The following is a 23,440-nucleotide window of genomic DNA, read 5'->3' as shown; positions in this document are numbered from 1 at the left end:
CGCTTTCCAGGTTTCCGCTCTCGCGGTTTCCTTTCCGGCGTTTCCGACTCTATCAGATCCTTTCGGCGTCTGATTCCCAGTCAGCGGGTTTGTCTTGAGCTTCTGGACTTTCGCCCGTCAGCCTTTCGACATTCACTACGCTAGCTCATTCCCTCGGCGGCTCATAATCGAGTCCCGTGAGTTCGAATTCGGGCGCACAGGCGCACTGAAATCGACCCTGTCGAGGGTGTGTAGCTGAGTAGTGGGTTGTCCGCTCCGGCTGCAGGTGATCACCGTACCCGGTCCAGCGGCTCGGAATACATTACGCACCTCCCTGGGGCGCGTCAACCCCACGGCGCCTCGGTACATGAGGCCGGTAGGGGCTCACCGTCGGATCGTCGCCGACCCAGAAGCGCCACGGATGGGCGGCACCGTCCCCGCCCTCGCCGGCGACTCCGGTGCGCGGTCCGCTCCTCACCTGGCCGGAAGCGACGGGGGTGCCGGTCAGCAACCGCAGCGGGGTCTCGCCCGCGGCGCATGCGTCCGTGCCGTCCAGGGCACGATCGACCTCCAGAGCCGTGGCCAGGCGGGCCGGGCCCTTGGCCAGTTCCTTGTCGTTCCGGGCCGAAACTCGACGTCTGCGGGCCAGCTCTATGCCTTCGACGACCTCGCCCGCGCGAAGGAGGACGGCGCTCGCCCTGCCCTCCGGTCCGCAGACGACGTTCATGCAGTGCCACATCCCGTAGGTGAAGTAGACGTACACATGTCCGGGCGGACCGAACATCACCGCGTTGCGCGCGGTACGACCGCGATAGGCGTGCGAGCCGGGGTCGTTCGGGCCGTCGTACGCCTCGACCTCGGTGAGGCGGACCGCGATGTGGCCGTCGGGGGTCGTCCGGACCAGGATGCGGCCGAGGAGATCGGGGGCCACCTCCAATACGGGGCGGTCGAAGAACTCTCGGGGCAGTGGCGTACGGTCCGGGGACGCGATCATGCCGTCCGAGCGTAGTCCAGTGGGCCAGTGGGCCAGTGGGCCAGTGGGCCCGGTCTTCCGGACAGGGCGGCTCGGCACCGGAACCGGCCGGGGCCGGATCGCGTTTGTACGGGGCGAGGATCCATTCGTAAAGGGAGAGTCATGGGCTTCAAGAAGCTGCTCGCGAGCCTCGGGGCCGGAGGCGCGTCGGTGGAGACGGTGCTGACCGAGGTCAACGTCGTGCCGGGTGGTGTCGTGCAGGGTGAGGTGCGGATCCAGGGCGGTTCCGTGAACCAGCCGATCGAGGGGCTGTCCGTCGGCCTGCAGGCCAGGGTCGAGGTGGAGAGCGGCGACGAGGAGTACAAGCAGGACATCGAGTTCACGAAGGTGCGGCTCGGTGGTGCCTTCGAGCTGCAGGCCGGGGCGGTGCACGCGGTGCCGTTCGGCCTGGAGATCCCGTGGGAGACGCCGGTCACGATGATCGACGGGCAGGCGCTGCGCGGGATGCACATCGGTGTGGCGACCGAGCTGGCGATCGCCCGCGCGGTGGACTCCACCGACCTGGACCCGATCAACGTGCACCCGCTGCCGGCACAGAAGGCGATCCTGGACGCGTTCATCCAGCTGGGCTTCCGCTTCAAGAACGCGGACATGGAGCGCGGGCACATCCGGGGTACGCGTCAGCAGCTGCCCTTCTACCAGGAGATCGAGTTCTACCCGCCCTCGCAGTACCGGGGACTGAACCAGGTCGAGCTGAGCTTCGTCGCCAACGAGCACGCCATGGACGTCGTACTGGAGATGGACAAGAAGGCGGGTCTGTTCAGCGAGGGCTCGGACACGTACCGGTCGTTCCAGATGGGCCTGCACGACTTCCACGGGACCGACTGGGCGGCTTACCTCAACCAGTGGCTGTCCGAGGTCGGCAGCAAGCGCAACTGGTTCTAGGCTCGGGAGCCACTGCTTCCAGGAATCGATCAGGAGGTACCGAGGTGACCGAGCTCAAGCGGCGACCGCTCCCCCACGATTTCCATCCGCCCGTCCCGGCGTTCACGGTGACGAGCGACGACGTCGAAGAGGGCCGGACGCTGGGGAGCGCTCAGGTCTACGCGGAGGGCAACACCTCGCCGCATCTGCGGTGGGAGGGATTCCCCGCGGAGACCAAGAGCTTCGCCGTGACCTGCTACGACCCCGACGCGCCGACCGGCAGCGGGTTCTGGCACTGGGTGGTGTTCGACATCCCGTCCACGGTGACCGAGTTGCCGGCGGGTGCGGGCAGCGGCAAGTTCGAAGGGCTGCCCGAAGGTGCCGTGCAGGTGCGCAACGACTACGGGACGAACGACTTCGGCGGTGCCGCTCCGCCGCCCGGGGACGGCCCGCACCGGTACGTCTTCACGGTGTACGCCGTGGACCAGGCGAAGCTCGGTCCGGACGCGGACGCCACTCCGGCCGTCGTCGGCTTCAACCTGCGGTTCCACACCATCGCGCGTGCGCAGCTGATCGGTGAGTACGAGAACCCCGCCGAGGGCTGAGTGAGCCGAGTGCCGATGTGAAGCATTGAGTGCCCCAGCGTTCATGGAACGTTTGCCCGTCTCTGGTCTTGGAAGTGATCAGAGGCGGGCATTTTTTATTGCGTTGTCCATCTCGGCGCGCCCGTCCAGAGTTGATCCGAGCCCGCCGGGGGGCGGGCAGGTGCCACGGGAGGTGGGCTGGATGCGTGACACGCTGGTGCTGAACGCGAGTTTCGAGCCGCTGTCGACGGTGACCCTGAACCGAGCCGTCGTCCTGGTGCTGCAGGACAAGGCCGTCGTCGAACAGTCCCATCCCGAACTGCGGATGCGCGGCGCCGATCTGGACATACCCGCGCCCCGGGTGATCAGGCTGTGCCGCTACGTACGGGTGCCCTTCCGAAGACAAGCACCGTGGTCGAGGCGGGGGGTGCTGGTCCGGGACCGGCACCGGTGCGCGTACTGCGGCAGCAGGGCGACGACCGTGGACCATGTGGTGCCGCGGTCGCAGGGCGGCCAGGACACGTGGCTGAACACGGTGGCTGCGTGCGCGGAGGACAATCACCGCAAGGCGAACCGGACTCCGCAGGAGGCGGGGATGGAGCTGCTGCGGCAGCCGTTCGAGCCGACTCCGGCGGCTGCGATGCTCTTGGCCCTGGGACAGGAGAACCTGGCCGCGCTTCCTGAGTGGCTCGGCCGGGACGCCGCCTAGTCGTCTGCCGGGACCGGTTCTTCGGCGGCTACCGCTGTTTCGCGGCCGGCCGCGCCCAGGAGACGGAGCCGCGTCTCGGCACCGCCCCGCGTCTTCACGGGTGTGGGGCGATCGTCGGTGACAGGTGCCTGATGACCGCTTCGGCGACCGCGTCGCGCACCTGGGGCATGGTGGGCGTGGGCAGTCCGCGTTCGGCCGCGAGTTCCGCGAGGGACGTCATCCGGACACCAGGCAGGGCGCAGGCCGTGAACGTGGTGTAGACGCTCAGGTCGGAGTCGACGTTCAGGGCGAAGCCGTGGCTGGAGACGCCGCCGCTGATGCGCATGCCGATCGAGGCGAGCTTGCGGTGGTCGGGGGTCCAGACACCGACGAGGCTCTCGGCTCCGCGTGGGGTCTCCCGGCGGACCGCCGGGAGACCGAGAGTGTCCGCCGCGTCGATCAGGGCGTGCTCGACGCGGCGGATCAGGCCGCGGGGTCCGAGTTCGCGGACGTTGAGCACGAGGTAGCCGATGAGCTGGCCGGGGCCGTGGTAGGTGGCGTGGCCGCCGCGGTCGGTCGCGACGAGGCTGACCGGTGAGTCCGCGCCGGGGAGTTGGCCGGCCGGTGTCCGCGCGGTGTAGGTGATCACCGGAGGGTGGGTCAGCAGGAAGAGCCTGTTGGGGGCGCGGCCCTGCTTGCGTTCCTCGACCCAGCGGGCCATGTCCGCCTGCGCCGCCTCATAGGGGACCTCTCCCAAGTCGACGCGCTCCACTGCTCTGTTCCTTTCTCGATATGTCTCAGACCACGTCTCGGGGCCCGGGACATGACACGGCCCCGCGTCCGGTGCGGAGCGCGGGGCCGAAGGGTCGTCTGTGCAGCCGGGCGGGCTCAGTCGATGGACGGCTTCTCGCGGCGCTCCGCGCCCGCGCCGTTGCCGTTGCCGTTGCCGCCCGAGCCGCCCCCCATCGGGCCGAAGTTGCCCATCGCGCCCGACAGGCCCTTGAGGGCGTCACCGATCTCGCTGGGGACGATCCAGAGCTTGTTGGCGTCGCCCTCGGCGATCTTCGGGAGCATCTGGAGGTACTGGTAGCTGAGGAGCTTCTGGTCCGGGTCTCCGGCGTGGATGGCCTCGAAAACGGTACGGACGGCCTGGGCCTCGCCCTCGGCGCGCAGGGCGGCGGCCTTGGCCTCACCCTCGGCCCGCAGGATCTGGGACTGCTTCTCGCCCTCGGCGGTGAGGATGGCGGCCTGGCGCGTACCTTCGGCGGTGAGGATGGCGGCGCGCTTGTCACGGTCGGCGCGCATCTGCTTCTCCATCGAGTCCTGGATGGAGGTGGGCGGCTCGATGGCCTTCAGTTCGACGCGGTTGACGCGGATGCCCCACTTGCCGGTGGCCTCGTCCAGGACGCCGCGCAGGGCCGCGTTGATCTCCTCGCGGGAGGTCAGGGTGCGTTCCAGGTCCATGCCGCCGATGATGTTGCGCAGGGTGGTGACGGTGAGCTGCTCGATCGCCTGGATGTAGCTGGCGACCTCGTAGGTGGCGGCCCGCGCGTCGGTGACCTGGTAGTAGATGACCGTGTCGATGTTGACGACCAGGTTGTCCTGGGTGATCACAGGCTGGGGCGGGAACGGTACGACCTGTTCCCGCAGGTCGATGCGGTTGCGGATGGTGTCGATGAACGGCACCACGATGTTCAGTCCCGCGTTCAGTGTCCGCGTGTAACGGCCGAAGCGCTCCACGATGGCAGCACTGGCCTGCGGGATGACCTGGATCGTCTTGATCAGGGCGATGAAGACCAACACCACCAGAATGATCAGGACGATGATGACCGGTTCCATCGTCGTTCCCCGTACCCTTCTCCGCCTCGGCGCCTTCGGCAGATCTTATGGCTGTTGAAGATCTTGCTGGTCGAGTCTGTCAGACCGCCGCCCAACTCGCAGGCCGGATGGCTCAGATGACGATGGCGGTGGCCCCCTCGATGTCCACGACGTCCACCTCCTGGCCCACTTCGTAGGCGCGGCCGCTGTCGAGGGCACGTGCCGACCAGACTTCTCCGGCGAGTTTGATACGGCCGCCGGTGCCGTCGACGCGCTCCAGCACGACGGCTTGCCTGCCCTTCAGCGCGTCCACGCCGGTGGCGAGTTGGGGGCGTTGCCGGCCGTGCCGGACCGCGATGGGACGGACGACGGCGATGAGGGCGACCGAGACGATGACGAAGGCGAGTACCTGGATCACGGCGTCGAAGCCGAGGCCGGCGACGACCGCGGCTGCGACGGCGCCCACCGCGAACATGCCGAACTCCGGCATGGCAGTGACCACGAGCGGGATACCGAGCGCCGCCGCGCCGACGAGCCACCACACCCATGCGTCTATGTCGCTCACATGGTCATGGTAGGGCCGTGGGTCGGGCGGCGGACAGGGCGCGAAGGGGAGCGGAAAAGGGTCGGGGCAGGCCCACGAGGGGGCCGGGCAGGCCGAGGAGACGGTCCGGGGGGGCGTTGGGACATCCGGACCGGGAGAAGGTCCGGGAGGCATCGGGACAACCGGACCGGGAGATCGCCAGGACCGGACCGGGAGAAGGTCGGGAGCGAGCCCCGAGAGCATCGGAACCGGACCCCGAGAGAGCCCGGAGCCGCCCCGAGAGGTCGGGGCCGGGCCTCGAGAGAGCCCGGAGCGGACCCCGAGGGCCGGGAGCGGACCGGATCGGGCAGGGTCAGGACAGCGGAAGGCCCTGGGCGGTCCAGCGGTCGCCGACCTGCTCGACGACGAGCGGGAGGCCGAAGCAGCGGGAGAGGTTGCGGGAGGTGAGCTCCAGCTCGATCGGACCGGCGGCGAGGACCTTGCCCTGGCGGATCAGGAGGACGTGGGTGAAGCCGGGGGCGATCTCCTCGACGTGGTGGGTGACCATGATCATCGATGGGGCGATGGGGTCGCGGGCCAGTCGGCCGAGGCGGCGCACCAGGTCCTCGCGACCGCCGAGGTCGAGTCCGGCGGCGGGCTCGTCCAGCAGGAGCAGCTCGGGGTCGGTCATCAGGGCGCGGGCGATGAGGGTGCGCTTGCGCTCGCCCTCGGAGAGGGTGCCGAAACGGCGCTCGAGGTAGTCGCTCATGCCGAGGCGGTCGAGGAAGGCGCGGGCGCGCTGCTCGTCGACCTCGTCGTACTCCTCCTGCCAGTGGGCCGTCATGCCGTAGGCGGCGGTGAGCACGGTCTCCAGGACGGTCTGGCGCTTGGGGAGCTTCTCGGCCATGGCGATGCCGGCCACACCGATACGGGGGCGCAGCTCGAAGACGTCGACCTTGCCGAGGGTGTCACCGAGGATTGTGGCGGTGCCCTTGCTGGGGAAGAGGTAGCTGGAGGCGACGTTCAGGAGAGTGGTCTTGCCGGCGCCGTTGGGGCCGAGGATGACCCAGCGCTCGCCCTCCTTCACCGACCACGAGACCTGGTCCACCAGAGCCCGGCCCTCGCGGACGACGGATACGTCCTGAAGCTCCAGAACATCGCTCATGAGCGCGTTGTCTCCCCTTGCAGTGTGGCCGGTGTCGGCGTCGCGTAACCCTGTGGCTCGGTGCGCCGCGCCGGTGGGCGCGGCCCTCATGAAATCTACGCCACTGGTGCGCCGCTCCATTCCATCGGTCCGGTCCTTAGGGTGAGGGCATGCTCTCGGAACCGCGTTCAGGACGCCTTGCCGCTTGGGGAAATGCCCTTCTGGCCGGATTTGTCTCTCCGGATGACGCCGCGCTCGCCATCGTGGGCGAGGACGCGATGCACCGGGTGGAAGGGCTGCCGGGTGAGTCCGCGCCGGTCGGGCTCACGCTCGCGCTGGGGCGGCTGCGCACGCTGGGGGTGTCCGGCCTGCGGGTCGCGCTCCCCGCGCCAGGTCATCCGCTGGGGTTGAGCGGGCCGCCGGAGTTCAACGCGCGGGCGATGGACGCCGCGGAGGCGGTGATCTGCTTCGGTGCCGCTGTCGGGCTGGTGCCGGAGGTGTACGAGGCCGGGCCCGAGGGTGATGTGCATGCCGAGGTGGTGTGGCATGTGCTGCCGGTGCGGGAGGCGCCGCCCGCGGACGTGCCCTCGCTGGGCGAGGCGGAGCGGGAGCTGGCGGAGGCGCTGCGCGAGGCGACCGAGGTGCTCTCGAAGCTGGACGTCGCCGGGTCCGGGCCGGTGGCGGAGGCCGCGATCGACGCGTACCGGGCGCGGGCCGAGCCGGGCCGGGATGTGCTGGCGCCGGGGTATCCGCCGCGTGCGGTGCGGGTGTTGCAGCTGGCGCAGCGGGTCGGGCTGCTGATCTCGCTGGCGTACGGCAACGGGCACGGCGGTGCCGTCAGCTCGGCCGAGATCGCGGCTCGGTCCGAGGCGCTGCGGCCGGTTGAGCGGACGGCTCGGCGGGCGCAGGTCGCCGCGTACAACTCCGTTGTGGAGGAGCGGGAGCGGGGAGTGCGGTGAGCCTCGTCCTCGAACGCCGGACGGGCTGAACCTACCGCCCGGCGTTCGAGACGGGCGACGGTCCCGCGACGGTACGGACCCCCGCTCCGACCGGTCGCCTTCGACCCACCGCCGTCAGCCCGCCCGCCGTCAGCCCGCCCGCCGTCAGCCGGTCACTCCATGCCGTACGGCCCACAGGGCGGCCTGGGTGCGGTCGGCGAGGTCGAGCTTCATCAGGATGTTGGACACGTGCGTCTTGACCGTCTTCTCGGACAGCACCAGGGCGCGGGCGATCTCCCGGTTGGAGCGGCCGTCCGCTATCAGTCCCAGCACCTCGCGTTCCCGCTCGGTGAGCGAGCCGCCCCTGCCCTGGCCGGAGGTGACCTCCTCCTGGGAGAGCAGGGCACCGGCAATCTCCGACTGGAGCAGGACGTGCCCCGCGTGCACGGAGCGGATGGCGCCGGCGAGCGCGTCGGGGTCCACGTCCTTGTAGACGTACCCGGCGGCGCCCGCGCGCAGCGCCGGGACGACCGTGCGCTGCTCGGTGAAGCTGGTGACGATCAGCACGCGCGCGGGGTTGTCGAGTTCGCGGAGCCTGCGCAGGGCGTCGATGCCGTCCAGGCCCGGCATCTTGACGTCCATGAGGACGACGTCGGGGCGCAACTCCTCGGCGCGGGCGACGCCGTCGGCGCCGTCGGCGGCCTCACCGACGACCTCGATGTCGTCCTGCACCTCCAGGAAGGTGCGCAGGCCGCGGCGGACGACCTGGTGGTCGTCGACGAGCAGCACTCTGATTGCGTCAGCCACCGGGGACCTCCATCTCGATCGTGGTGCCCTTGCCGGGCGCCGATTCCACGGTGAGCCTGCCGCCGACCCCGCTCGCCCGGTCCCGCATGGAGACCAGGCCCAGGTGGCGTCCGGCACGGCGGACGGGCCTGGGGTCGAAGCCGCTGCCGTTGTCGGTGACGCGCAGGACGGCTCCGCAGCCACGCCGCTGCACGCTCACGTCGACGTGCTCGGCACCGGAGTGGCGCAGGGCATTGTGCAGGGCCTCCTGGGCGACCCTGAGCATGGCTTCTTCCTGCGCGGCGGGCAGGGCGCGGAAGCCGGTGCTGGTGAAGGTCACGCGCGCGGTGTGGGCGCGGTCGAGGACCTGGATCTGCGTGCGCAGCGTGGCGATCAGGCCGTCCTCGTCGAGGGCGGCGGGGCGCAACTCCACGACGGCGGCGCGCAGTTCGTCGGACGCCTCGGCGGCGAGCACCGCGACCTGGTGCAGCTCCTCCTTGGCGCGGGCCGGGTCGCGGTCGATCAGCGCGGTCGCCGCCTGGGCGGTCAGCCGCAGGGAGAAGAGCTTCTGGCTGACCGCGTCGTGCAGTTCATGGGCCAGCCGGGAGCGTTCCTCGGCGATGGTCAGCTCGCGGCTGCGCTCGTAGAGGCGGGCGTTGGTGAGCGCGATCGCTGCGTGCTGGGCGAGGATGGAGAGCAGTTCCTCGTCCTCCTCGGTGAAGCCGCAGATGCCTTCGCTCTGCGGGCGCGCGGGGCTTGCCGCCGCGGGACACTCTTTGTTGGCCAGGAACAGGGCCCCGATGACCTCGTCGCCGTCGCCGATGGGTACGCCCAGGAAGTCGGCCATGTCGGGGTGGGCGTCCGGCCAGCCCTCGAAGCGCGGGTCCCGGCGCACGTCGGCGAGACGCTGGGGCCTGGCGTCGTGCAGCATCGCGGCGAGGATGCCGTGCTGGCGCGGCAGCGGGCCGATGGCCTTCCACTGGGCGTCGCTGACGCCGTCCACGACGAACTGGGCGAAGCCTCCGTGGTCGTCGGGGACGCCGAGGGCGGCGTACTGCGCGTCGAGCAGTTCTCGGGCGGAGGCGACGATCGTCTTGAGGACGTCGCGCACCTCCAGGTGCCTGCTCATGGCCAGCAGCGCGGAACTGACCGCGGCGAGGCCGGACCGGGGACCTTGACTCATGTCCTCACGGTACCGGCGGGCAGTGACAGTGCGGATCGGACCTGTGACGACGGGGACCGGGTCCGTGGTCCTAGGGCAGATGTCGTAGGTCCCCGGGCCCCCTGCGGCCCCGGGCGTGCGGCGTACGCCGAAGGGCCCGCCGGTTTCCGGCCCGCGTCCGAGGTGGGCCGTGGGGTGCCGTTCCTACGTTGGGATCACCGCCCGGACAGGAGGCGGTGAGCGACGAGGGGACGGTTGTCATGCCGGTAGCGATCATCACGGGGGCCTCGAAGGGCCTGGGGCGTGCGCTCGCCGAGGCGCTGGCGGCGCGCGGCTGGGATCTGGTGCTGGACGCCCGGGGTGCGGGGCCGCTCGAGGAGGCGGCGGAGGCGGTCGGCGGGCAGGGCGCGCGGGTGGTGGCGCTGCCCGGCGACGTCACGGACGCCCGGCACCGGGCCGAGCTGGTCGCGGCGGCGCGCGAGCTGGGCGGTGCGGACCTGGTGGTGAACAACGCGGGGATCCTCGGAGCCGAGCCCCTGGTCCCCTTGGCCGGCCAGCCGCTGGACGGTTTCCGGGCCGCACTGGAGACCAATGTGGTGGCTCCGCTGGGACTGCTCCAGGAGGCGCTGCCGCTGCTGCGGGAGGCCCCCGCGGGTGCCGTGATCAACGTGAGTTCGGACGCGGCGGTGGAGGCCTACCGGACCTGGGGCGCGTACGGGGCGACGAAGGCGGCGGTGGACCAGTTGTCCGCCGTGCTCGCGGTGGAGGAACCGGGGCTGCGGGTCTGGTGGGTCGATCCGGGCGGCATGCGGACGGACATGCTGGCCGCCGCCGAGCCCGGCGAGGACCTGTCAGGCACGCCGGCACCCGAGGAGATCGCGCCGGCTTTCCTGCGGCTGCTGGACAGGCGTCCGGCGAGCGCCCGGTACACCGCTGCGGCGCTGCTGGAGGCGTCGTGGCGGTGAAGGTGCGGGTGCCGGCGGAGCTGTCCGCGCGGGTGCCGGCCGAGCAGCGGGGGCCGGGGTCCGGCCGGGACGCCGTGCGGCTGCTGGTGTCGCGGGGGGCGGAGGTTTCCCACCACGCGTTCCGTGAGCTGCCGCGGCTGCTGCGGGCCGGCGATCTGCTGGTGGTGAACACCTCGCCCACGCTGGCCGCCGCGGTGGACGGGCGGATCGGGTACGCGCGTGTGGTGGTGCACTTCTCCACGCGCGGGGACGACGGGCGCTGGGCGGTGGAGCTGCGGGAGCCGGACGGGCGGGGCACCACCCGCGCGCATACGGGTATGCGCGCGGGTGTGCGCGCGGGGACTGATGTGCGGCTGCCGGGCGGGGCGCGGCTGGTGCTCCAGGAGCCACTGAGCGAGAGCGGGGAGCGGCTGTGGTGGGCCCGGGTGTCCGGGGCGGACGTCCTTCGGGTGCTGCGGGAGCACGGGCGGCCCATCCGCTACTCCTATACGGAGCGGGACCAGCCGCTGTCGGTGTACCAGACGGTGTTCGCGCTGCCCTCGCCCGACGGGTCGGGGAGCGCGGAGATGCCGAGCGCGGCGCGGCCCTTCACGGCGGAGCTGGTGGCGGAGCTGGTGAGCCGCGGGGTGCAGTTCGCGCCGGTCACGCTGCACACGGGCGTGTCTTCGGCGGAGGCGCACGAGCCGCCGTGTCCGGAGCGGTTCGCGGTGCCGGAGGCATCGGCGCGGCTGATCAACGCGGGCGGTGCGGGAGGCGGAAGGGTGATCGCCGTCGGGACGACGGCCGTGCGGGCGGTGGAGTCGGCGGCCGGGCCGGACGGGGTGGTGCGGGCGGCCGAGGGGTGGACGGATCTGGTTGTCACGCCCGAGCGCGGGGTGCGGGTGGTCGACGGGCTGCTGACCGGGCTGCACGAGCCCGAGGCCTCGCATCTGCTGATGCTGGAGGCGGTGGCGGGGCGGGCCGCGGTCGACCGGGCCTACCAGGAGGCGCTGGGTGGGCGCTACCTGTGGCACGAGTTCGGGGACGTCCATCTCGTCCTCCCGGAGAAGGACCCTCACAGATAGCGTTGCAACGGCAACCCATGGTGAGACCTCCGGGTCCGTGATGTGACCCCGCGCATAGGGTGCACATCACGTACTAGCGGGCATAGGAGTGAAACACCCCCGAGATGAACGGGACAGATGCTCCAATCTGTCCCGTTTTGCCCCTACGCTATCCACTATCGAGGATCGTAGGTCACACCTTTGCCATGGGATTTTGCTCCAGCTAAGAATTGCTCCGTCGCTCAGCGCCGCGGTCTCCATCGCGGCGTTCGTGTGGGAGGAGCCGATTCCCCCGGCGGACGCAGAGCGACCTCCGCGCTATCGAAGAGGTCCATCAGCCATGCCCAAGAACATCCTCACCCGTGGTCATAGTCGTACGCTGACCAAGCACCACAAGGCCGCCATCGCGGGTGTCGCCGCCCTCGGTACCGCCGCCCTCGCCTTCTCGGCCACCCCCAGCAACGCCGAGACCATCGCCACCGGCGCCCCGGTCAAGACTGCCCCGGTCGCCGTCGCCACCAGCGCCCCGGCCACGACCACCCAGGTCGCCGGCGTCACCACCTCGCTGCAGAACGTCAAGGGCACGGTCACCGACCAGCTCGCCACCGAGACGATCAAGCTCGACACCTTCGCCGCCAAGCAGAAGGCCGTGGTCGCCGCCGCCCTCGCCAAGCAGAAGGCCGAGGCAGCCGCCGTGCTCGCCAAGCAGAAGGCCGCCGCCGAGGCCGTCAGGAAGGCCGCGCAGGCGCGCGCCCTCAAGGCCGCCGCGAGCCGCTCCGCGCAGCGCCCCCAGGTGCAGTCGGCCGCCGTGCAGAGCTACACGAACAACCTCGACGGCTGGATCCGCCACGCCCTGGACATCATGCACAGCAAGGGCATCCCGGGCAGCTACAACGGCCTGCACCGCAACATCATGCGGGAGTCCTCGGGCAACCCGATGGCCATCAACAACTGGGACATCAACGCGATCAACGGCATCCCGTCCAAGGGGCTGCTGCAGGTCATCCCGCCGACCTTCAACGCGTACCACGTCGCCGGCACCTCGTGGAACATCTACGACCCGGTCGCCAACATCACCGCCGCCGCCAACTACGCGGCCGACAGGTACGGCTCGATCGACAACGTCAACAGCGCGTACTGAGGCCGGCGCGGACCTCTGACACAGCGCGGAAGGGCGGCACCCCCACAGGGGTGCCGCCCTTCGCGGCGTCCGGGTTCGGTTACTTCCGCATGACCTCGGGCTCGTGGCGGCGCAGGAAGCGGGCCACGAAGAAGCCGCAGATCACGCCGATCGCGATCAGGGCGACCATGTCCATGCCCCAGGCCGAGGCCTGGTGGTCCCACAACGGGTCGGTGCTGCCCGGGTCGTCGGTGTTCGGGGCGATGTTGTTGAAGTCCAGTGTGGTGCCCGCGGCGGCCACCGCCCAGCGCGACGGCATCAGGTAGGAGAACTCGTTGACGCCGAGCGTGCCGTGCAGGGTGAACAGGCAGCCGGTGAACACGACCTGGATGATCGCGAACATCACCAGCAGCGGCATCGTCTTCTCGGCGGTCTTCACCAGCGAGGAGATCACCAGGCCGAACATCATCGAGGTGAAGCCGAGCGCCATGATCGGCAGGCACAGTTCGAACAGCGTCGATCCGCCGAGGACGAGCCCCTGGTCGGGGATCTCACGGCTGGAGAAGCCGATGAGGCCGACCATCAGGCCCTGCAGCACCGTGACGACGCCGAGGACGACCACCTTGGACATCAGGTACGCCGACCGGGACAGGCCCGTCGCCCGCTCCCGCTCGTAGATCACCCGTTCCTTGATCAGCTCACGCACCGAGTTCGCCGCGCCGGCGAAGCAGGCGCCGACCGCGAGGATCAGCAGCACCGTGGTCGCCGTGCCGTTCGGTACGTGGGCGTGGGTGCGCGGGTTGATCGCCGCGTTGACCAGCAGGCCCTTCTTGTGGTCGATCAGCAGGCTGACCGCGCCGAGCACCGCCGGCAGCACCACCGTCAGTGCGAGGAAGCCCTTGTCCGAGACGATGACCGACACATAGCGCCGGATCAGCGTCATCAGCTGCGAGCCCCATGCCTGCGGCTTGGGCGGCTTGATCATCTGGGGCGGGTGCGTGTACGTCTGCTGCTGCGGGGCGAGCGCGTCGATGTCGGCGGCGTACATCTGGTAGTGCTGCGAGCCCTTCCAGCGGCCCGCCCAGTCGTAGTCGCGGTAGTTCTCGAAGGCGGAGAAGACGTCGGCCCAGGTGTCGTAGCCGAAGAAGTTCAGCGCCTCCTCCGGCGGGCCGAAGTACGCGACCGCGCCGCCGGGCGCCATCACCAGCAGCTTGTCGCACAGCGCCAGCTCGGCCACCGAGTGGGTGACGACGAGGACCGTACGGCCGTCATCGGCCAGGCCCCTCAGCAGCTGCATGACATCGCGGTCCATGCCCGGGTCGAGGCCGGAGGTCGGCTCGTCCAGGAAGATCAGTGACGGTTTGGTGAGCAGCTCCAGGGCCACCGAGACACGCTTGCGCTGGCCACCGGAGAGGGAGGTGACCTTCTTGTCCTTGTGGACGTCGAGCTTCAGCTCGCGCAGCACCTCCTCGATGCGGGCGTCGCGCTCCTTGGCGGTGGTGTCGGCCGGGAAGCGCAGCTTGGCCGCGTACTTCAGCGCCTTCTTGACGCTCAGCTCCTTGTGCAGGATGTCGTCCTGCGGGACCAGACCGATGCGCTGGCGCAGCTCGGCGAACTGCTTGTACAGGTTGCGGTTGTCGTACAGGACCTCGCCCTGGTTGGCCGGCCGGTACCCGGTGAGCGCCTTGAGCAGCGTCGACTTGCCGGAGCCCGACGGGCCGATGACCGCGACCAGCGACTTCTCCGGGACGCCGAAGGAGACGTCCTTCAGGATCTGCTTGCCGCCGTCGACCGTGACCGTCAGATGGCGCGCGGAGAAGGAGACCTCACCGGTGTCGACGAACTCCTCGAGGCGGTCGCCGACGATACGGAAGGTGGAGTGACCGACGCCGACGATGTCGTTCGGGCCGAGCAGCGCCGAGCCGCCCTTGGCGATCGGCATACCGTTGACGTAGGTGCCGTTGTGCGAGCCCAGGTCGCGGATCTCGAAGCGGCCGTCGGGCGTCGAGTGGAACTCGGCGTGGTGCCGGGAGACCTGGAGGTCGGAGACGACCAGCTCGTTCTCCAGGGCACGGCCGATGCGCATCACACGGCCGGCGGAGAACTGGTGGAACGTGGTCGGACTGCGGTCGCCGTAGACCGGCGGCGCCCCCGCGCCACCACCGGGCGTCTTCTGCGCGTACTGCTCGGCCGGACCGTTCTGCTGGTGCGGAAACACCGGCGGCTGCTGCGCCTGCTGCGGCTGCTGCGGCTGCTGCCATCCGGCCTGCGGCGCCTGCTGGGCCCAGCCGGCGCCCGCGCCCTGGGCGGCGTACGGCGCCGCCTGCGGCTGCTGCTGGGCCTGGCCGACCGGCGCCGCGGCGGCGGTGAGGTTCAGACGCGGTCCGTCGGTCGCGTTCCCCAGGTTCACCGACGAGCCGGGGCCCAGCTCGATGTGCTGGATCCGCTGGCCCTGAACGAACGTACCGTTGGTGCTGCCATGGTCCTCGATGGCCCAACTGCGGCCGTTGAAGTGGACCGTGGCGTGTCGCCAGGAGACCCTGGCGTCGTCGAAGACGATGTCACCCTGCGGATCACGTCCCAGGGTGTAGGGCCTGGACGGGTCCAGCGTCCAGGTCCGTCCATTTGATTCCAGTACGAGTTCCGGCACTCCACGCCCCACTGAGTTGTCCCCCGTGTTACCCCCCATGACGGGGAGTCTAGGGATGTCGAACATCGTGGGGAACTATTTCAGGCTCCGCACCGTGACCGAAAGTCGGGCCTTGCACAGCGCTCCCGCGCACGCTTCAACTCGCCCTGTCGACGGGGTGGAAACCCGGCCGGAGCGTGGTGATCCACCACGAGGGGGACATGTGCGGCCGATGCCGCGACACGGATCGTGCCGGCCGGGGGTCTGCCATGAGCGCTGCCACGGATGCCGGGACCGCACGGCGCGGTACGACGCCGCCCTGGACGGACATCGGGCTGTCCGCGATCGCCGCGGTGAGTCGGGCGTTGATCGGTGGGGCGGGCACCGCGGCGCTCGGCCCGCACCTGCTGGGGACCTACGCGGCGGGCTCACCGGACCCCATGTCAGCGGCTGTTGCGGTCCTGGGGACGGGCGGTTCGGTCTCCCCGTCCGGCGATGCGTCCGCTTTCGGGCCGAACGCCGCCGAGGCGCACACCGCCAGCGAGATCACGCCACTCGGCGTGAGCCTGGTCGGTGCCCTGCTGCTGTCCTGGTTCTTCCTACGGTCCCTGCGCGCGGCGGAAGTTGTGCCCGCACCAGCCGAACTCCTCGCGCGTGCAGACACGGTCGTCGCGCTCTGCGCCGCGATGACGGGCGGGTCGGGCCGGGCAGGTCACGGCGTCATCACGATCGACGTCGGCGCACCCGGGCCCGGCGCGCTGCCCGGCGGCAGGGGCGGCGGGCCGGACATCCTCGGGCTCGGTGACGTGGGGGGACTGCTGCCGGACCGGATCGGTGACCTGGTCCATGCCAGGGCGGCGGTGGGATCCACGGTCGACACCGCGCCCAGTGTGCTCGGCGGGCTCTGCCGGTCGGCCGGTGTCCTGCTGATCGCGGCGCTCGCCTCCCGCCGCACTCCGCTGCCGCCCGCCTGGGGACGCCGTGCACCGGGTGGTGCGGCCGGCCGTGTCCGCGCTCGTCACGGTGCCGTTGATGGCCGTGGCCGTGGCCGCGGGGCTCGCGGCGGCGGCGTACGCGGCGATCGGCGACGAGCACCCCGGCGGGTCGTCGGCGCGGCACTGCTCGGCGCCCCGAACGGGGTGTGGCTCGCAACCCGGTCGGCCTGTTCGTGCCCTGGGCCGGCAGGGCCACCGGCGTCGCGGGCACGCTGCTCCCCCATCCGCTGGACCAGCTCCTGAACGAGCACTCCGGCCGGCCCGTGACACTGGCCCGGCCGGCCGGACCGGACGGGCGGGTGTGACTGCTGGGGGTGGCGGCAGCGCTGCCGATGCTGCCGGCGGGGTGCCGACGGCGGTACGGACACCGGTTCCGGCGCCCTGGGACGCCGGGGCCTTCGCGAGGCGGTTCGCGCTGCGGCTCGGCGCCGCGACCGCGCTCGCCCTGCCCCTCCGCGCCCGGCCGGCGGACGTGCCGGTGGACGCCGCCCTGCCGGAACTCGGCCTCGGCCCTGTCCGTACTCGGCCTCGACGCCTTCGGCGCGGGCATCGCCCCGCACGGCCACCTGACCGTGGCGCTGCTGCTGGGGGCGGCGTGGGGCGCGGGGGCCGGGACGACGGGGGCGCTGCTCGCCCCGTGGGCGGCAGCGGTGCGGGCGGGGCAGGCAGGGACGACAGGGACGACGCCGTCGCGGGCCGGGCCGCCACGGGGGGCGCCGCGGAGGGGGCGTCGCGGGGGGCCCGGCCCGTACACGCCGGACAGGCCCTACCGGCCGCCCACCCCGCCACGAATCCGTACCTGCGGGTGCCGGGGGAACTGCGCGTGCGCAAGGAGCCGCGCGCAGCGCAGGAGCCGCAGGCAGCGAAAGCACCGCGGGACGAGCCGCCGCCTTCCGGCGGGGACCTGTACGAGTCCGGGGACGACCCGGCCGACGGCCGGCGCGGTGGAGCATTCGCGGCCGGCGTGGCACCCTCGTGCCTGACAGGCCGCCCGGCCGGGCACCGAGCCGACTCGTCGCCGGGTGGAAAGATTCCCGACGCCGGACCGACATCCACTGTTCCGTGTCCGTCAGGCGGACCTCCGCGGCACGAGGCACTGGGTGCCGGATACGGTGGTGACACCATGAGCGATTCGCAGACCGCCGCTTCGCAGACCGCCGAGGCCCCCACTCTCCTCGTCAAGATCTTCGGCAAGGACAGGCCGGGCATCACGGCCGGCCTGTTCGAGACCCTGGCCGCCTACTTCGTCGACGTGGTCGACATCGAGCAGGTCGTGACCCGGGGCCGCCTGGTGCTGTGCGCCCTGGTGACCGAGCCCCCGGACGGCCTCGAGGGTGACCTGCGGGCGACCGTGCACAGCTGGGCCGAGTCGATGAAGATGCAGGCGGAGATCATCTCCGGGCACGGCGACAACCGGCCGCGCGGTCATGGGCGCTCGCTTGTGACCGTCCTCGGTCATCCGCTCACCGCCGAGTCGACGGCCGCCATCGCCACCCGCATCGCCAAGGCCGGCGGCAACATCGACCGTATTTTCCGGCTCGCCAAGTACCCCGTGACGGCGGTGGAGTTCGCCGTCTCCGGCGTGGAGACCGAGCCGCTGCGCACGGCCCTCGCGTCCGACGCGGCGGCACTGGGTGTCGACATCGCGGTCGTCTCGGCCGGCCTGCACCGGCGCGCCCAGCGGCTGGTGGTCATGGACGTGGACTCCACCCTCATCCAGGACGAGGTCATCGAGCTGTTCGCGGCGCACGCCGGCTGTGAGGACAAGGTCGCCGAGGTGACGGCGGCGGCGATGCGCGGTGAGCTGGACTTCGAGCAGTCGCTGCACGCACGCGTGGCGCTGCTGAACGGGCTGGACGCCTCGGTGGTGGACAAGGTCCGCACCGAGGTGCGCCTGACACCGGGCGCGCGCACCCTGATCCGCACACTGAAGCGGCTGGGCTACCAGGTGGGAGTCGTCTCCGGTGGGTTCACGCAGGTCACCGACGATCTGAAGGAGCGGCTCGGGCTGGACTTCGCGCAGGCCAACACGCTGGAGGTCGTCGACGGCAAGCTGACCGGCCGGGTCACCGGGGAGATCGTGGACCGGGCGGGCAAGGCGCGGCTGCTGCGCCGGTTCGCCGCGGAGGCCGGGGTGCCGCTGTCGCAGACGGTCGCGATCGGCGACGGCGCCAACGACCTGGACATGCTGAACGCGGCCGGTCTGGGCGTCGCCTTCAATGCCAAGCCGGTCGTCCGCGAGGCCGCGCACACGGCGGTGAACTTCCCCTTCCTGGACACGGTGCTGTATCTGCTCGGCATCACCCGTGAAGAGGTCGAGGCGGCGGACACGCACGACGAGACCTGAGCGGGCGTCGCGCCCCGCCCGGTGCCCCGGATCGATGAGGGCCCGGCATCACCGCGCCACCGCGGTGATGCCGGGCCCTCCTGCCATGGCCGAGCCGTGTCCACGGTCAGGAAGTCCGCGGTCAGGCCGACTCCCGGGTCAGGGCGTGCCCCCGGTCAGGGCGTGCCGCCTGGTCCGCCGGTCAGGGCGTGTCCGCGGTCACTCGGATGGCGCCCAGTAGGCCGCGAGCGTGGCCACGTGCGGCTCCAGGCTCTTCCAGGGGCCGTCGAAGGACAGCAGCGCGAACGCGGCGGCGGGGAAGCCGCGGCCGTTCATCCGCGCGCGGGCGTCGCCCTCGGCCGCTCCGGCCAGGATGTCGGCAAGACCGTGCACGCCCGGGTTGTGGCCGATCAGGATCACGTTCCGCACGTCGTCGGGGACTTCGTTGAGCACGGCGATCAGCTCGCCGGGCGAGGCCTCGTAGACCCGCTCCTCGTAGATGGTCTTCGGCCGGTGGGCCAGTTCGTGGACGGCGAGCTTCCAGGTCTCTCGGGTCCGGGTCGCGGTGGAGCACAGGGCCAGGTCGAAGGTGATACCGGTGTCGGCCAGCCTGCGTCCGGCGACCGCGGCGTCCGTCCGGCCCCGCTCGGCGAGCGGGCGCTCATGATCGGACACCGGGGGCCAGTCGGCTTTCGCATGCCGGAAAAGGACGATCCTGCGGGGTTCTGCGACGCTCATGGGACCCAGCTTCGCATGAAACAGGCCATGCGGCGCTGGGAGTTGACATGCGGATTCACCCCCGGCGAGGCACGCGTCAGCTGGGGATCAGCGCGTGAGGAGCCGCTGCGCGCGCTCGACGAGGTGGGTCATCGCCGGGTCGCCGCTCGCCGCGTGGGCGTCCGACGGGTTCAGTATCAGCGCGAGCAGTGCGACGAAGGCGAGCGCGGGCAGGGCGAGGGCCCACCAGGGCAGCCGGATGTCGACGCCGCCCGTGGTCGCCGGGTGGGGGCGGGAGTGGGTGGGGGCCGGCATGGTCGCCTCCGTGCGTCTTCGAGTGGTCCGTGACCGCCGTGACCGCCTGGCGCGGTCACCACTCGAAGCTACGGAAGACGGGGCCGCCAACCCATCCGGACATCCACCCACTTGACCCTGAGCCTGGCCCCCTAGGGGATGGGGGGCCAGCCCCACCATCCACCGCTGAGGCGGCCGGCGGGGTCACGGTGACGCGAGCGTCGCGATGACGGCGATGATCACGAAGATGGCCAGGAACGCGCCGAAGACGAGCAGCATCTTCTTCTGGCTGTTCTGCGGGTTCGGGTCGAGCACGGGCATGCCGCCCAGTCTCGCACCCTTCGCCCGCGCCGTGTCCGTCGGGGTCGGGCGGTCAGCGTGTCGCCGCCTCGTCCTCCACCGTGCGGTTCCGGCCGGCCAGGAAGCCCACCGCCATCTGCGGCACCATCAGCCCCGCCATGAGGGCGATGGGCAGCCCCCAGCCGCCGCTGTGCTGGTAGAGCACGCCCACCAGCAGCGGGCCGGGAATGGAGATCAGGTAGCCGGTGCTCTGCGCGAACGCGGAGAGCTGAGCCACGCCCGGCCCGCTGCTCGCCCGCATGCCGACCATCGTCAGGGCGAGCGGGAAGGCGCAGTTGGAGACGCCGAGCAGCAGGGCCCAGACCCAGGCGCCGGCGACCGGCGCGACGTACAGGCCGGCGTATCCGGCCAGGCCGCACACGCCCAGGGCCAGCGCGATCGGGCCCTGGTGGGGCAGCCGGGTGGCCAGGCGCGGAATGACGAAGGCCAGCGGCACGCCCATCACCATGGTGACGGCGAGCAGCAGTCCTGCCGTACCCGCCGGGACCCCGGCGTCCCGGAAGATCTGCGCCATCCAGCCCATGGTGACGTAGGCGCCGGTTGCCTGGAGGCCGAAGAAGACGGCGAGCGCCCACGCGGTCCGGCTGCGGGTGAGGCGCAAGGGGGCCCGCCGGTCCCGCTCGCCGCCGGGGTGCACCGGCGCGTGGACGGGGGCGGGAGCCGTGCCCCGGTCCCGTACCAGCGGCAGCCACGGCAGTACCGCGGCGACCGCGAGCGCGCCCCACACGGCGAGTCCTGCCCGCCAGCCGCCGCCCAGCGCGTCGGTCATGGGCACGGTGGCCGCGGCGGCGAGAGAGGTCCCGGTGGCGAGGGCCATCGAGTACAGGCCGGTCATGGGACCGACCTTCTCCGGGAACCAGCGCTTGACGACGACCGGCATCAGCACGTTGCTGACGGCGATGCCCATCAGCGCCAGCGCCGTGGCGGCGAGGAACCCGGCCGCGCTTCCGGCGTAGGGACGTATCAGCAGGCCCGCGGCGACGGCGCCCATACCGGCGCACAGGACGGCTGCCGGGCCGAAGCGACGGGCCAGGCGGGGGGCGGTGGCGCCGAAGAGGGCGAAGCAGAGCGGGGGCACTGAGGTGAGCAGACCGGCCACGCTGCCGCTCATGCCGAGCCCGTCGCGGACCTCTTCGAGGAGCGCGCCGAGGCTCGTGATGGCGGGGCGCAGATTCAGCGCGGCCAGCACGATGCCGGCGACGACCAGACGTGCCGCCCACGCGTGCGTGGGGGCCGTCGTCCGCGCCTTCGCCGCCTGCACCCCAGCTGCCCGGTCTCCCGCCTCCCGGTCGTCTTGCGTCTGACGATCGTCTTGCGTCTGACGATCGTCTTGTGTCTGACGATCGTCTTGTGTCTGACGATCGTTTTCCGTCTGCCGGTCTTCCGAGTTCCCGCCTTCCGTTGCCGTGTCGGTCGTCGTTGCCCGGGCTCCCTCGCTCACCATGGGCCTATCATAGAATCATGGGATGATTGGTCGTCCATCCCCAGGTGCAGCCCACCGGGGACTGTCGTGCGAAGGTGTGCCATGCCCCTGAGCCACCCGCGTCGTTCGGCGCTGTCCGAGCAGGTCATCACCGAACTGCGCAACCAGATCGCCTCCGGTGAGTGGCCGGTCGGCTCGCGCATCCCGACCGAGCCCGAGCTGGTCGAGCAGCTCGGCGTGGCCCGCAACACCGTCCGCGAGGCGGTCCGCGCCCTCGCGCACAACGGCCTGCTGGACATCCGGCAGGGATCCGGCACCTACGTCGTGGCGACGAGCGAACTGGCCGGCGTGATGCACCGGCGGTTCGCCGACGCCGACCCGCGGCACATCGCCGAGCTGCGTTCGACGCTGGAGTCCGCGGCGGCGAAGCTGGCCGCCGAGCGGCGCACCGAGAAGGACCTCAAACAGCTGGACGCGCTGCTGCTGCGGCGGGAGGAGGCCTGGCAGAGCGGGGAGGCGGAGGCCTTCGTGACGGCCGACGCGACCTTCCACCTGGCCGTGGTGGCCGCCTCCCACAACGACGTCATGACGGCGATGTACGCCGATCTCGGCGAGGTGCTGCGGGACTGGCTGCGCGCCGACGTCGGCGGGGAGCTGACCCCCGGGACGCACATGGACCACACCCGGCTGATGGAGGCGATCCGCGCGGGGGACGCGGAGACCGCCGCCCTGGAGGCCGCGAGCTATCCGTTCCTGTGCCGTCCGGACCGGTTCAGCGCCGCCTCTGGTGACTGACCCAGGCCGAGCCGACCTCCTGCCAGCACCGCCCGGTCAGCCGTACGGTCAGGGCGGGTCCGGCGTCCACGGGCGCGCTGTCGGTGTCGATGTCCCACCAGCGGGCGCACTCGATGTGCAGGCGTACGCGATCGGTGTCGACATAGGGATTGTGGCAGTAGGCCACCACGTGGGAGCCGCGGACGGCGGTACGGCAGGCGGCGCCGAACAGGTCGGGCGCGGACGGTTTGCCGTCGCCCACGCGCACGTGGGGCAGCGCGTCGTACGGCAGGCTCAGCACGAGGGCTACGGCCACGGTCACCGAGGCCAGGCTGCGGGACAGGCGCACAAGGGGACCTCCTCGCCCGGGCTACGGAGGGATGCGCGATGTGAACGCGTAATCCAGAGTGCGCCGTTGGGGTCCCGCCCCGCCCGGCTGACTACTCCGAACGAGTGACGCCCCGCTCCCCGCGCGGGCGGGAAACGGGGCGTCCGAGTCGTGCGGTTACGCGCCGATGGCGTGCAGACCGCCGTCGACGTGGATGATCTCGCCGGTGGTCTTCGGGAACCAGTCGCTCAGCAGGGCGACGATGCCCCGGCCGGCCGGCTCCGGGTCCTTCAGGTCCCACTCGAGCGGGGAGCGGCTGTCCCAGACCGAGGCCAGCGCGCTGAAGCCCGGGATGGACTTGGCGGCCATGGAGCCGAGCGGGCCCGCCGAGATCAGGTTGCAGCGGATGTTCTGCTTGCCGAGGTCGCGGGCGATGTAGCGGCTGGTGGCCTCCAGGGCGGCCTTGGCCGGGCCCATCCAGTCGTACTGCGGCCAGGCGAACTGCGCGTCGAAGGTGAGGCCGACGACGGAGCCGCCGTTCTGCATCAGCGGCAGGCAGGCCATGGTGAGCGACTTCAGGGAGTACGCCGACACGTGCATGGCGGTGGCGACCGACTCGAACGGCGTGTTCAGGAAGTTGCCGCCGAGCGCGTCCTGCGGGGCGAAGCCGATGGAGTGGACGACGCCGTCGAGGCCGCCCAGCTCCTCGCCGACGATGTCGGCCAGGCGGGCGAGGTGCTCGTCGTTGGTGACGTCCAGCTCGATGACCTTGGTGGGCTTCGGCAGCTTCTTGGCGATGCGCTCGGTCAGCGTGGGCCGCGGGAAGGCGGTGAGGATGATCTCGGCGCCCTGCTCCTGGGCGAGCTTCGCGGCGTGGAAGGCGATGGAGGACTCCGTCAGCACACCCGTGATCAGGATGCGCTTGCCCTCGAGGATTCCGCTCATGG

Annotated in this window: 24 protein-coding genes; 10 read left to right on the top strand and 14 right to left on the bottom strand. The window is 71.2% G+C overall.

The genetic code is table 11. The features are described from left to right. Positions 1–301 precede the first annotated feature (301 nt). The gene (locus tag K7G59_RS21255; RefSeq protein ID WP_225836532.1) at positions 302–973 is read right to left on the bottom strand and encodes a DNA-3-methyladenine glycosylase; all 672 of its coding nucleotides are present in this window, start codon (positions 971–973) and stop codon (positions 302–304) included. Positions 974–1,114: 141 nt separating this feature from the next. Between K7G59_RS21255 and K7G59_RS21250 the strand changes: the two genes are divergently transcribed. The 3 genes from K7G59_RS21250 to K7G59_RS21240 all read left to right on the top strand — a co-directional run bounded on the left by K7G59_RS21250 (position 1,115) and on the right by K7G59_RS21240 (position 3,169). Further along, on the top strand, positions 1,115–1,897 hold the full coding sequence (locus tag K7G59_RS21250; protein WP_225836530.1) for a sporulation protein: 783 nt from the start codon (positions 1,115–1,117) through the stop codon (positions 1,895–1,897). A 44-nt stretch (positions 1,898–1,941) separates the two neighbouring features. Next, positions 1,942–2,481, top strand: a complete 540-nt coding sequence (locus K7G59_RS21245) for a YbhB/YbcL family Raf kinase inhibitor-like protein (RefSeq protein ID WP_225836528.1) — start codon at positions 1,942–1,944, stop codon at positions 2,479–2,481. A gap of 181 nt (positions 2,482–2,662) precedes the next feature. Further along, positions 2,663–3,169 carry an HNH endonuclease gene (locus K7G59_RS21240; RefSeq protein ID WP_225836526.1) on the top strand — a complete coding sequence of 169 codons (507 nt, stop codon included), beginning with the start codon at positions 2,663–2,665 and terminating at the stop codon, positions 3,167–3,169. A 94-nt stretch (positions 3,170–3,263) separates the two neighbouring features. Here the strand turns inward: K7G59_RS21240 and lipB are convergent, their stop codons facing one another. The 4 genes from lipB to K7G59_RS21220 form a co-directional block, all read right to left on the bottom strand. Further along, a complete protein-coding gene (lipB, locus tag K7G59_RS21235; RefSeq protein WP_225836524.1) occupies positions 3,264–3,920 on the bottom strand; it encodes a lipoyl(octanoyl) transferase LipB in 657 nt (218 codons plus the stop codon). A 116-nt stretch (positions 3,921–4,036) separates the two neighbouring features. Continuing rightward, complete coding sequence (locus K7G59_RS21230) at positions 4,037–4,987, bottom strand: SPFH domain-containing protein (RefSeq protein ID WP_225836522.1); 951 nt, start codon at positions 4,985–4,987, stop codon at positions 4,037–4,039. Positions 4,988–5,099: 112 nt separating this feature from the next. Beyond that, entirely contained in the window at positions 5,100–5,531 is a 432-nt protein-coding gene (locus K7G59_RS21225; protein ID WP_225836520.1) for an NfeD family protein, read from the bottom strand. Positions 5,532–5,862: 331 nt separating this feature from the next. Then, positions 5,863–6,654, bottom strand: coding sequence for an ABC transporter ATP-binding protein (locus K7G59_RS21220; RefSeq protein WP_225836518.1), 792 nt, complete (start codon positions 6,652–6,654; stop codon positions 5,863–5,865). Between the two features lie 149 nt (positions 6,655–6,803). On the opposite strand from K7G59_RS21220, the gene K7G59_RS21215 reads away from it, so the two are divergent. Further along, on the top strand, positions 6,804–7,592 hold the full coding sequence (locus K7G59_RS21215; protein ID WP_225836516.1) for a hypothetical protein: 789 nt from the start codon (positions 6,804–6,806) through the stop codon (positions 7,590–7,592). Between the two features lie 144 nt (positions 7,593–7,736). Here K7G59_RS21215 and K7G59_RS21210 read toward each other — a convergent pair whose 3' ends face one another. Further along, the gene (locus tag K7G59_RS21210; protein WP_225836513.1) at positions 7,737–8,378 is read right to left on the bottom strand and encodes a response regulator transcription factor; all 642 of its coding nucleotides are present in this window, start codon (positions 8,376–8,378) and stop codon (positions 7,737–7,739) included. After that, positions 8,371–9,540 carry a GAF domain-containing sensor histidine kinase gene (locus K7G59_RS21205; protein WP_225836511.1) on the bottom strand — a complete coding sequence of 390 codons (1,170 nt, stop codon included), beginning with the start codon at positions 9,538–9,540 and terminating at the stop codon, positions 8,371–8,373. The genes K7G59_RS21210 and K7G59_RS21205 overlap by 8 nt, the downstream gene beginning before the upstream one ends. 239 nt (positions 9,541–9,779) lie before the next feature. Between K7G59_RS21205 and K7G59_RS21200 the strand changes: the two genes are divergently transcribed. The 3 genes from K7G59_RS21200 to K7G59_RS21190 all read left to right on the top strand — a co-directional run bounded on the left by K7G59_RS21200 (position 9,780) and on the right by K7G59_RS21190 (position 12,668). Continuing rightward, a complete protein-coding gene (locus tag K7G59_RS21200) occupies positions 9,780–10,484 on the top strand; it encodes an SDR family oxidoreductase (protein WP_225836510.1) in 705 nt (234 codons plus the stop codon). Next, positions 10,475–11,548, top strand: coding sequence for an S-adenosylmethionine:tRNA ribosyltransferase-isomerase (locus K7G59_RS21195; protein ID WP_225836509.1), 1,074 nt, complete (start codon positions 10,475–10,477; stop codon positions 11,546–11,548). Before K7G59_RS21200 ends, K7G59_RS21195 begins: the two co-directional genes overlap by 10 nt. Before the next feature lie 319 nt (positions 11,549–11,867). Next, entirely contained in the window at positions 11,868–12,668 is an 801-nt protein-coding gene (locus K7G59_RS21190) for a transglycosylase SLT domain-containing protein (protein ID WP_225836508.1), read from the top strand. Positions 12,669–12,747: 79 nt separating this feature from the next. Here the strand turns inward: K7G59_RS21190 and K7G59_RS21185 are convergent, their stop codons facing one another. Further along, complete coding sequence (locus tag K7G59_RS21185) at positions 12,748–15,297, bottom strand: FHA domain-containing protein (RefSeq protein WP_225836549.1); 2,550 nt, start codon at positions 15,295–15,297, stop codon at positions 12,748–12,750. 248 nt (positions 15,298–15,545) lie between these two features. Here K7G59_RS21185 and K7G59_RS35400 point away from each other — a divergent pair, with 248 nt between their 5' ends. Both K7G59_RS35400 and serB read left to right on the top strand, forming a co-directional pair. Beyond that, entirely contained in the window at positions 15,546–16,514 is a 969-nt protein-coding gene (locus K7G59_RS35400) for a streptophobe family protein (protein WP_374114257.1), read from the top strand. Between the two features lie 880 nt (positions 16,515–17,394). Beyond that, on the top strand, positions 17,395–18,618 hold the full coding sequence (gene serB, locus K7G59_RS21175; RefSeq protein ID WP_225836547.1) for a phosphoserine phosphatase SerB: 1,224 nt from the start codon (positions 17,395–17,397) through the stop codon (positions 18,616–18,618). A gap of 198 nt (positions 18,619–18,816) precedes the next feature. Here the strand turns inward: serB and K7G59_RS21170 are convergent, their stop codons facing one another. The 4 genes from K7G59_RS21170 to K7G59_RS21160 all read right to left on the bottom strand — a co-directional run bounded on the left by K7G59_RS21170 (position 18,817) and on the right by K7G59_RS21160 (position 21,229). Further along, on the bottom strand, positions 18,817–19,335 hold the full coding sequence (locus tag K7G59_RS21170) for a histidine phosphatase family protein (RefSeq protein ID WP_225836507.1): 519 nt from the start codon (positions 19,333–19,335) through the stop codon (positions 18,817–18,819). An 87-nt stretch (positions 19,336–19,422) separates the two neighbouring features. Then, a complete protein-coding gene (locus tag K7G59_RS21165; RefSeq protein WP_225836501.1) occupies positions 19,423–19,629 on the bottom strand; it encodes a hypothetical protein in 207 nt (68 codons plus the stop codon). A 183-nt stretch (positions 19,630–19,812) separates the two neighbouring features. Continuing rightward, positions 19,813–19,929, bottom strand: a complete 117-nt coding sequence (locus K7G59_RS34755; RefSeq protein ID WP_263976568.1) for an SGM_5486 family transporter-associated protein — start codon at positions 19,927–19,929, stop codon at positions 19,813–19,815. 52 nt (positions 19,930–19,981) lie between these two features. Beyond that, the gene (locus tag K7G59_RS21160) at positions 19,982–21,229 is read right to left on the bottom strand and encodes a CynX/NimT family MFS transporter (RefSeq protein ID WP_225836499.1); all 1,248 of its coding nucleotides are present in this window, start codon (positions 21,227–21,229) and stop codon (positions 19,982–19,984) included. Positions 21,230–21,493: 264 nt separating this feature from the next. Here K7G59_RS21160 and K7G59_RS21155 point away from each other — a divergent pair, with 264 nt between their 5' ends. Next, complete coding sequence (locus K7G59_RS21155) at positions 21,494–22,186, top strand: FadR/GntR family transcriptional regulator (protein WP_225836497.1); 693 nt, start codon at positions 21,494–21,496, stop codon at positions 22,184–22,186. Here K7G59_RS21155 and K7G59_RS21150 read toward each other — a convergent pair. Beyond that, positions 22,164–22,514 carry a hypothetical protein gene (locus K7G59_RS21150; RefSeq protein ID WP_225836495.1) on the bottom strand — a complete coding sequence of 117 codons (351 nt, stop codon included), beginning with the start codon at positions 22,512–22,514 and terminating at the stop codon, positions 22,164–22,166. The two genes, K7G59_RS21155 and K7G59_RS21150, sit on opposite strands and share 23 nt — an antisense overlap. 156 nt (positions 22,515–22,670) lie before the next feature. Beyond that, entirely contained in the window at positions 22,671–23,438 is a 768-nt protein-coding gene (fabI, locus tag K7G59_RS21145) for an enoyl-ACP reductase FabI (RefSeq protein ID WP_225836493.1), read from the bottom strand. Between the last annotated feature and the right edge of the window lie 2 nt (positions 23,439–23,440).

The sequence above is a fragment of the Streptomyces sp. NK08204 genome, from assembly GCF_020400585.1.
GTDB lineage: Bacteria > Actinomycetota > Actinomycetes > Streptomycetales > Streptomycetaceae > Streptomyces.
This window is presented reverse-complemented; position numbering and strand designations above follow the sequence as displayed.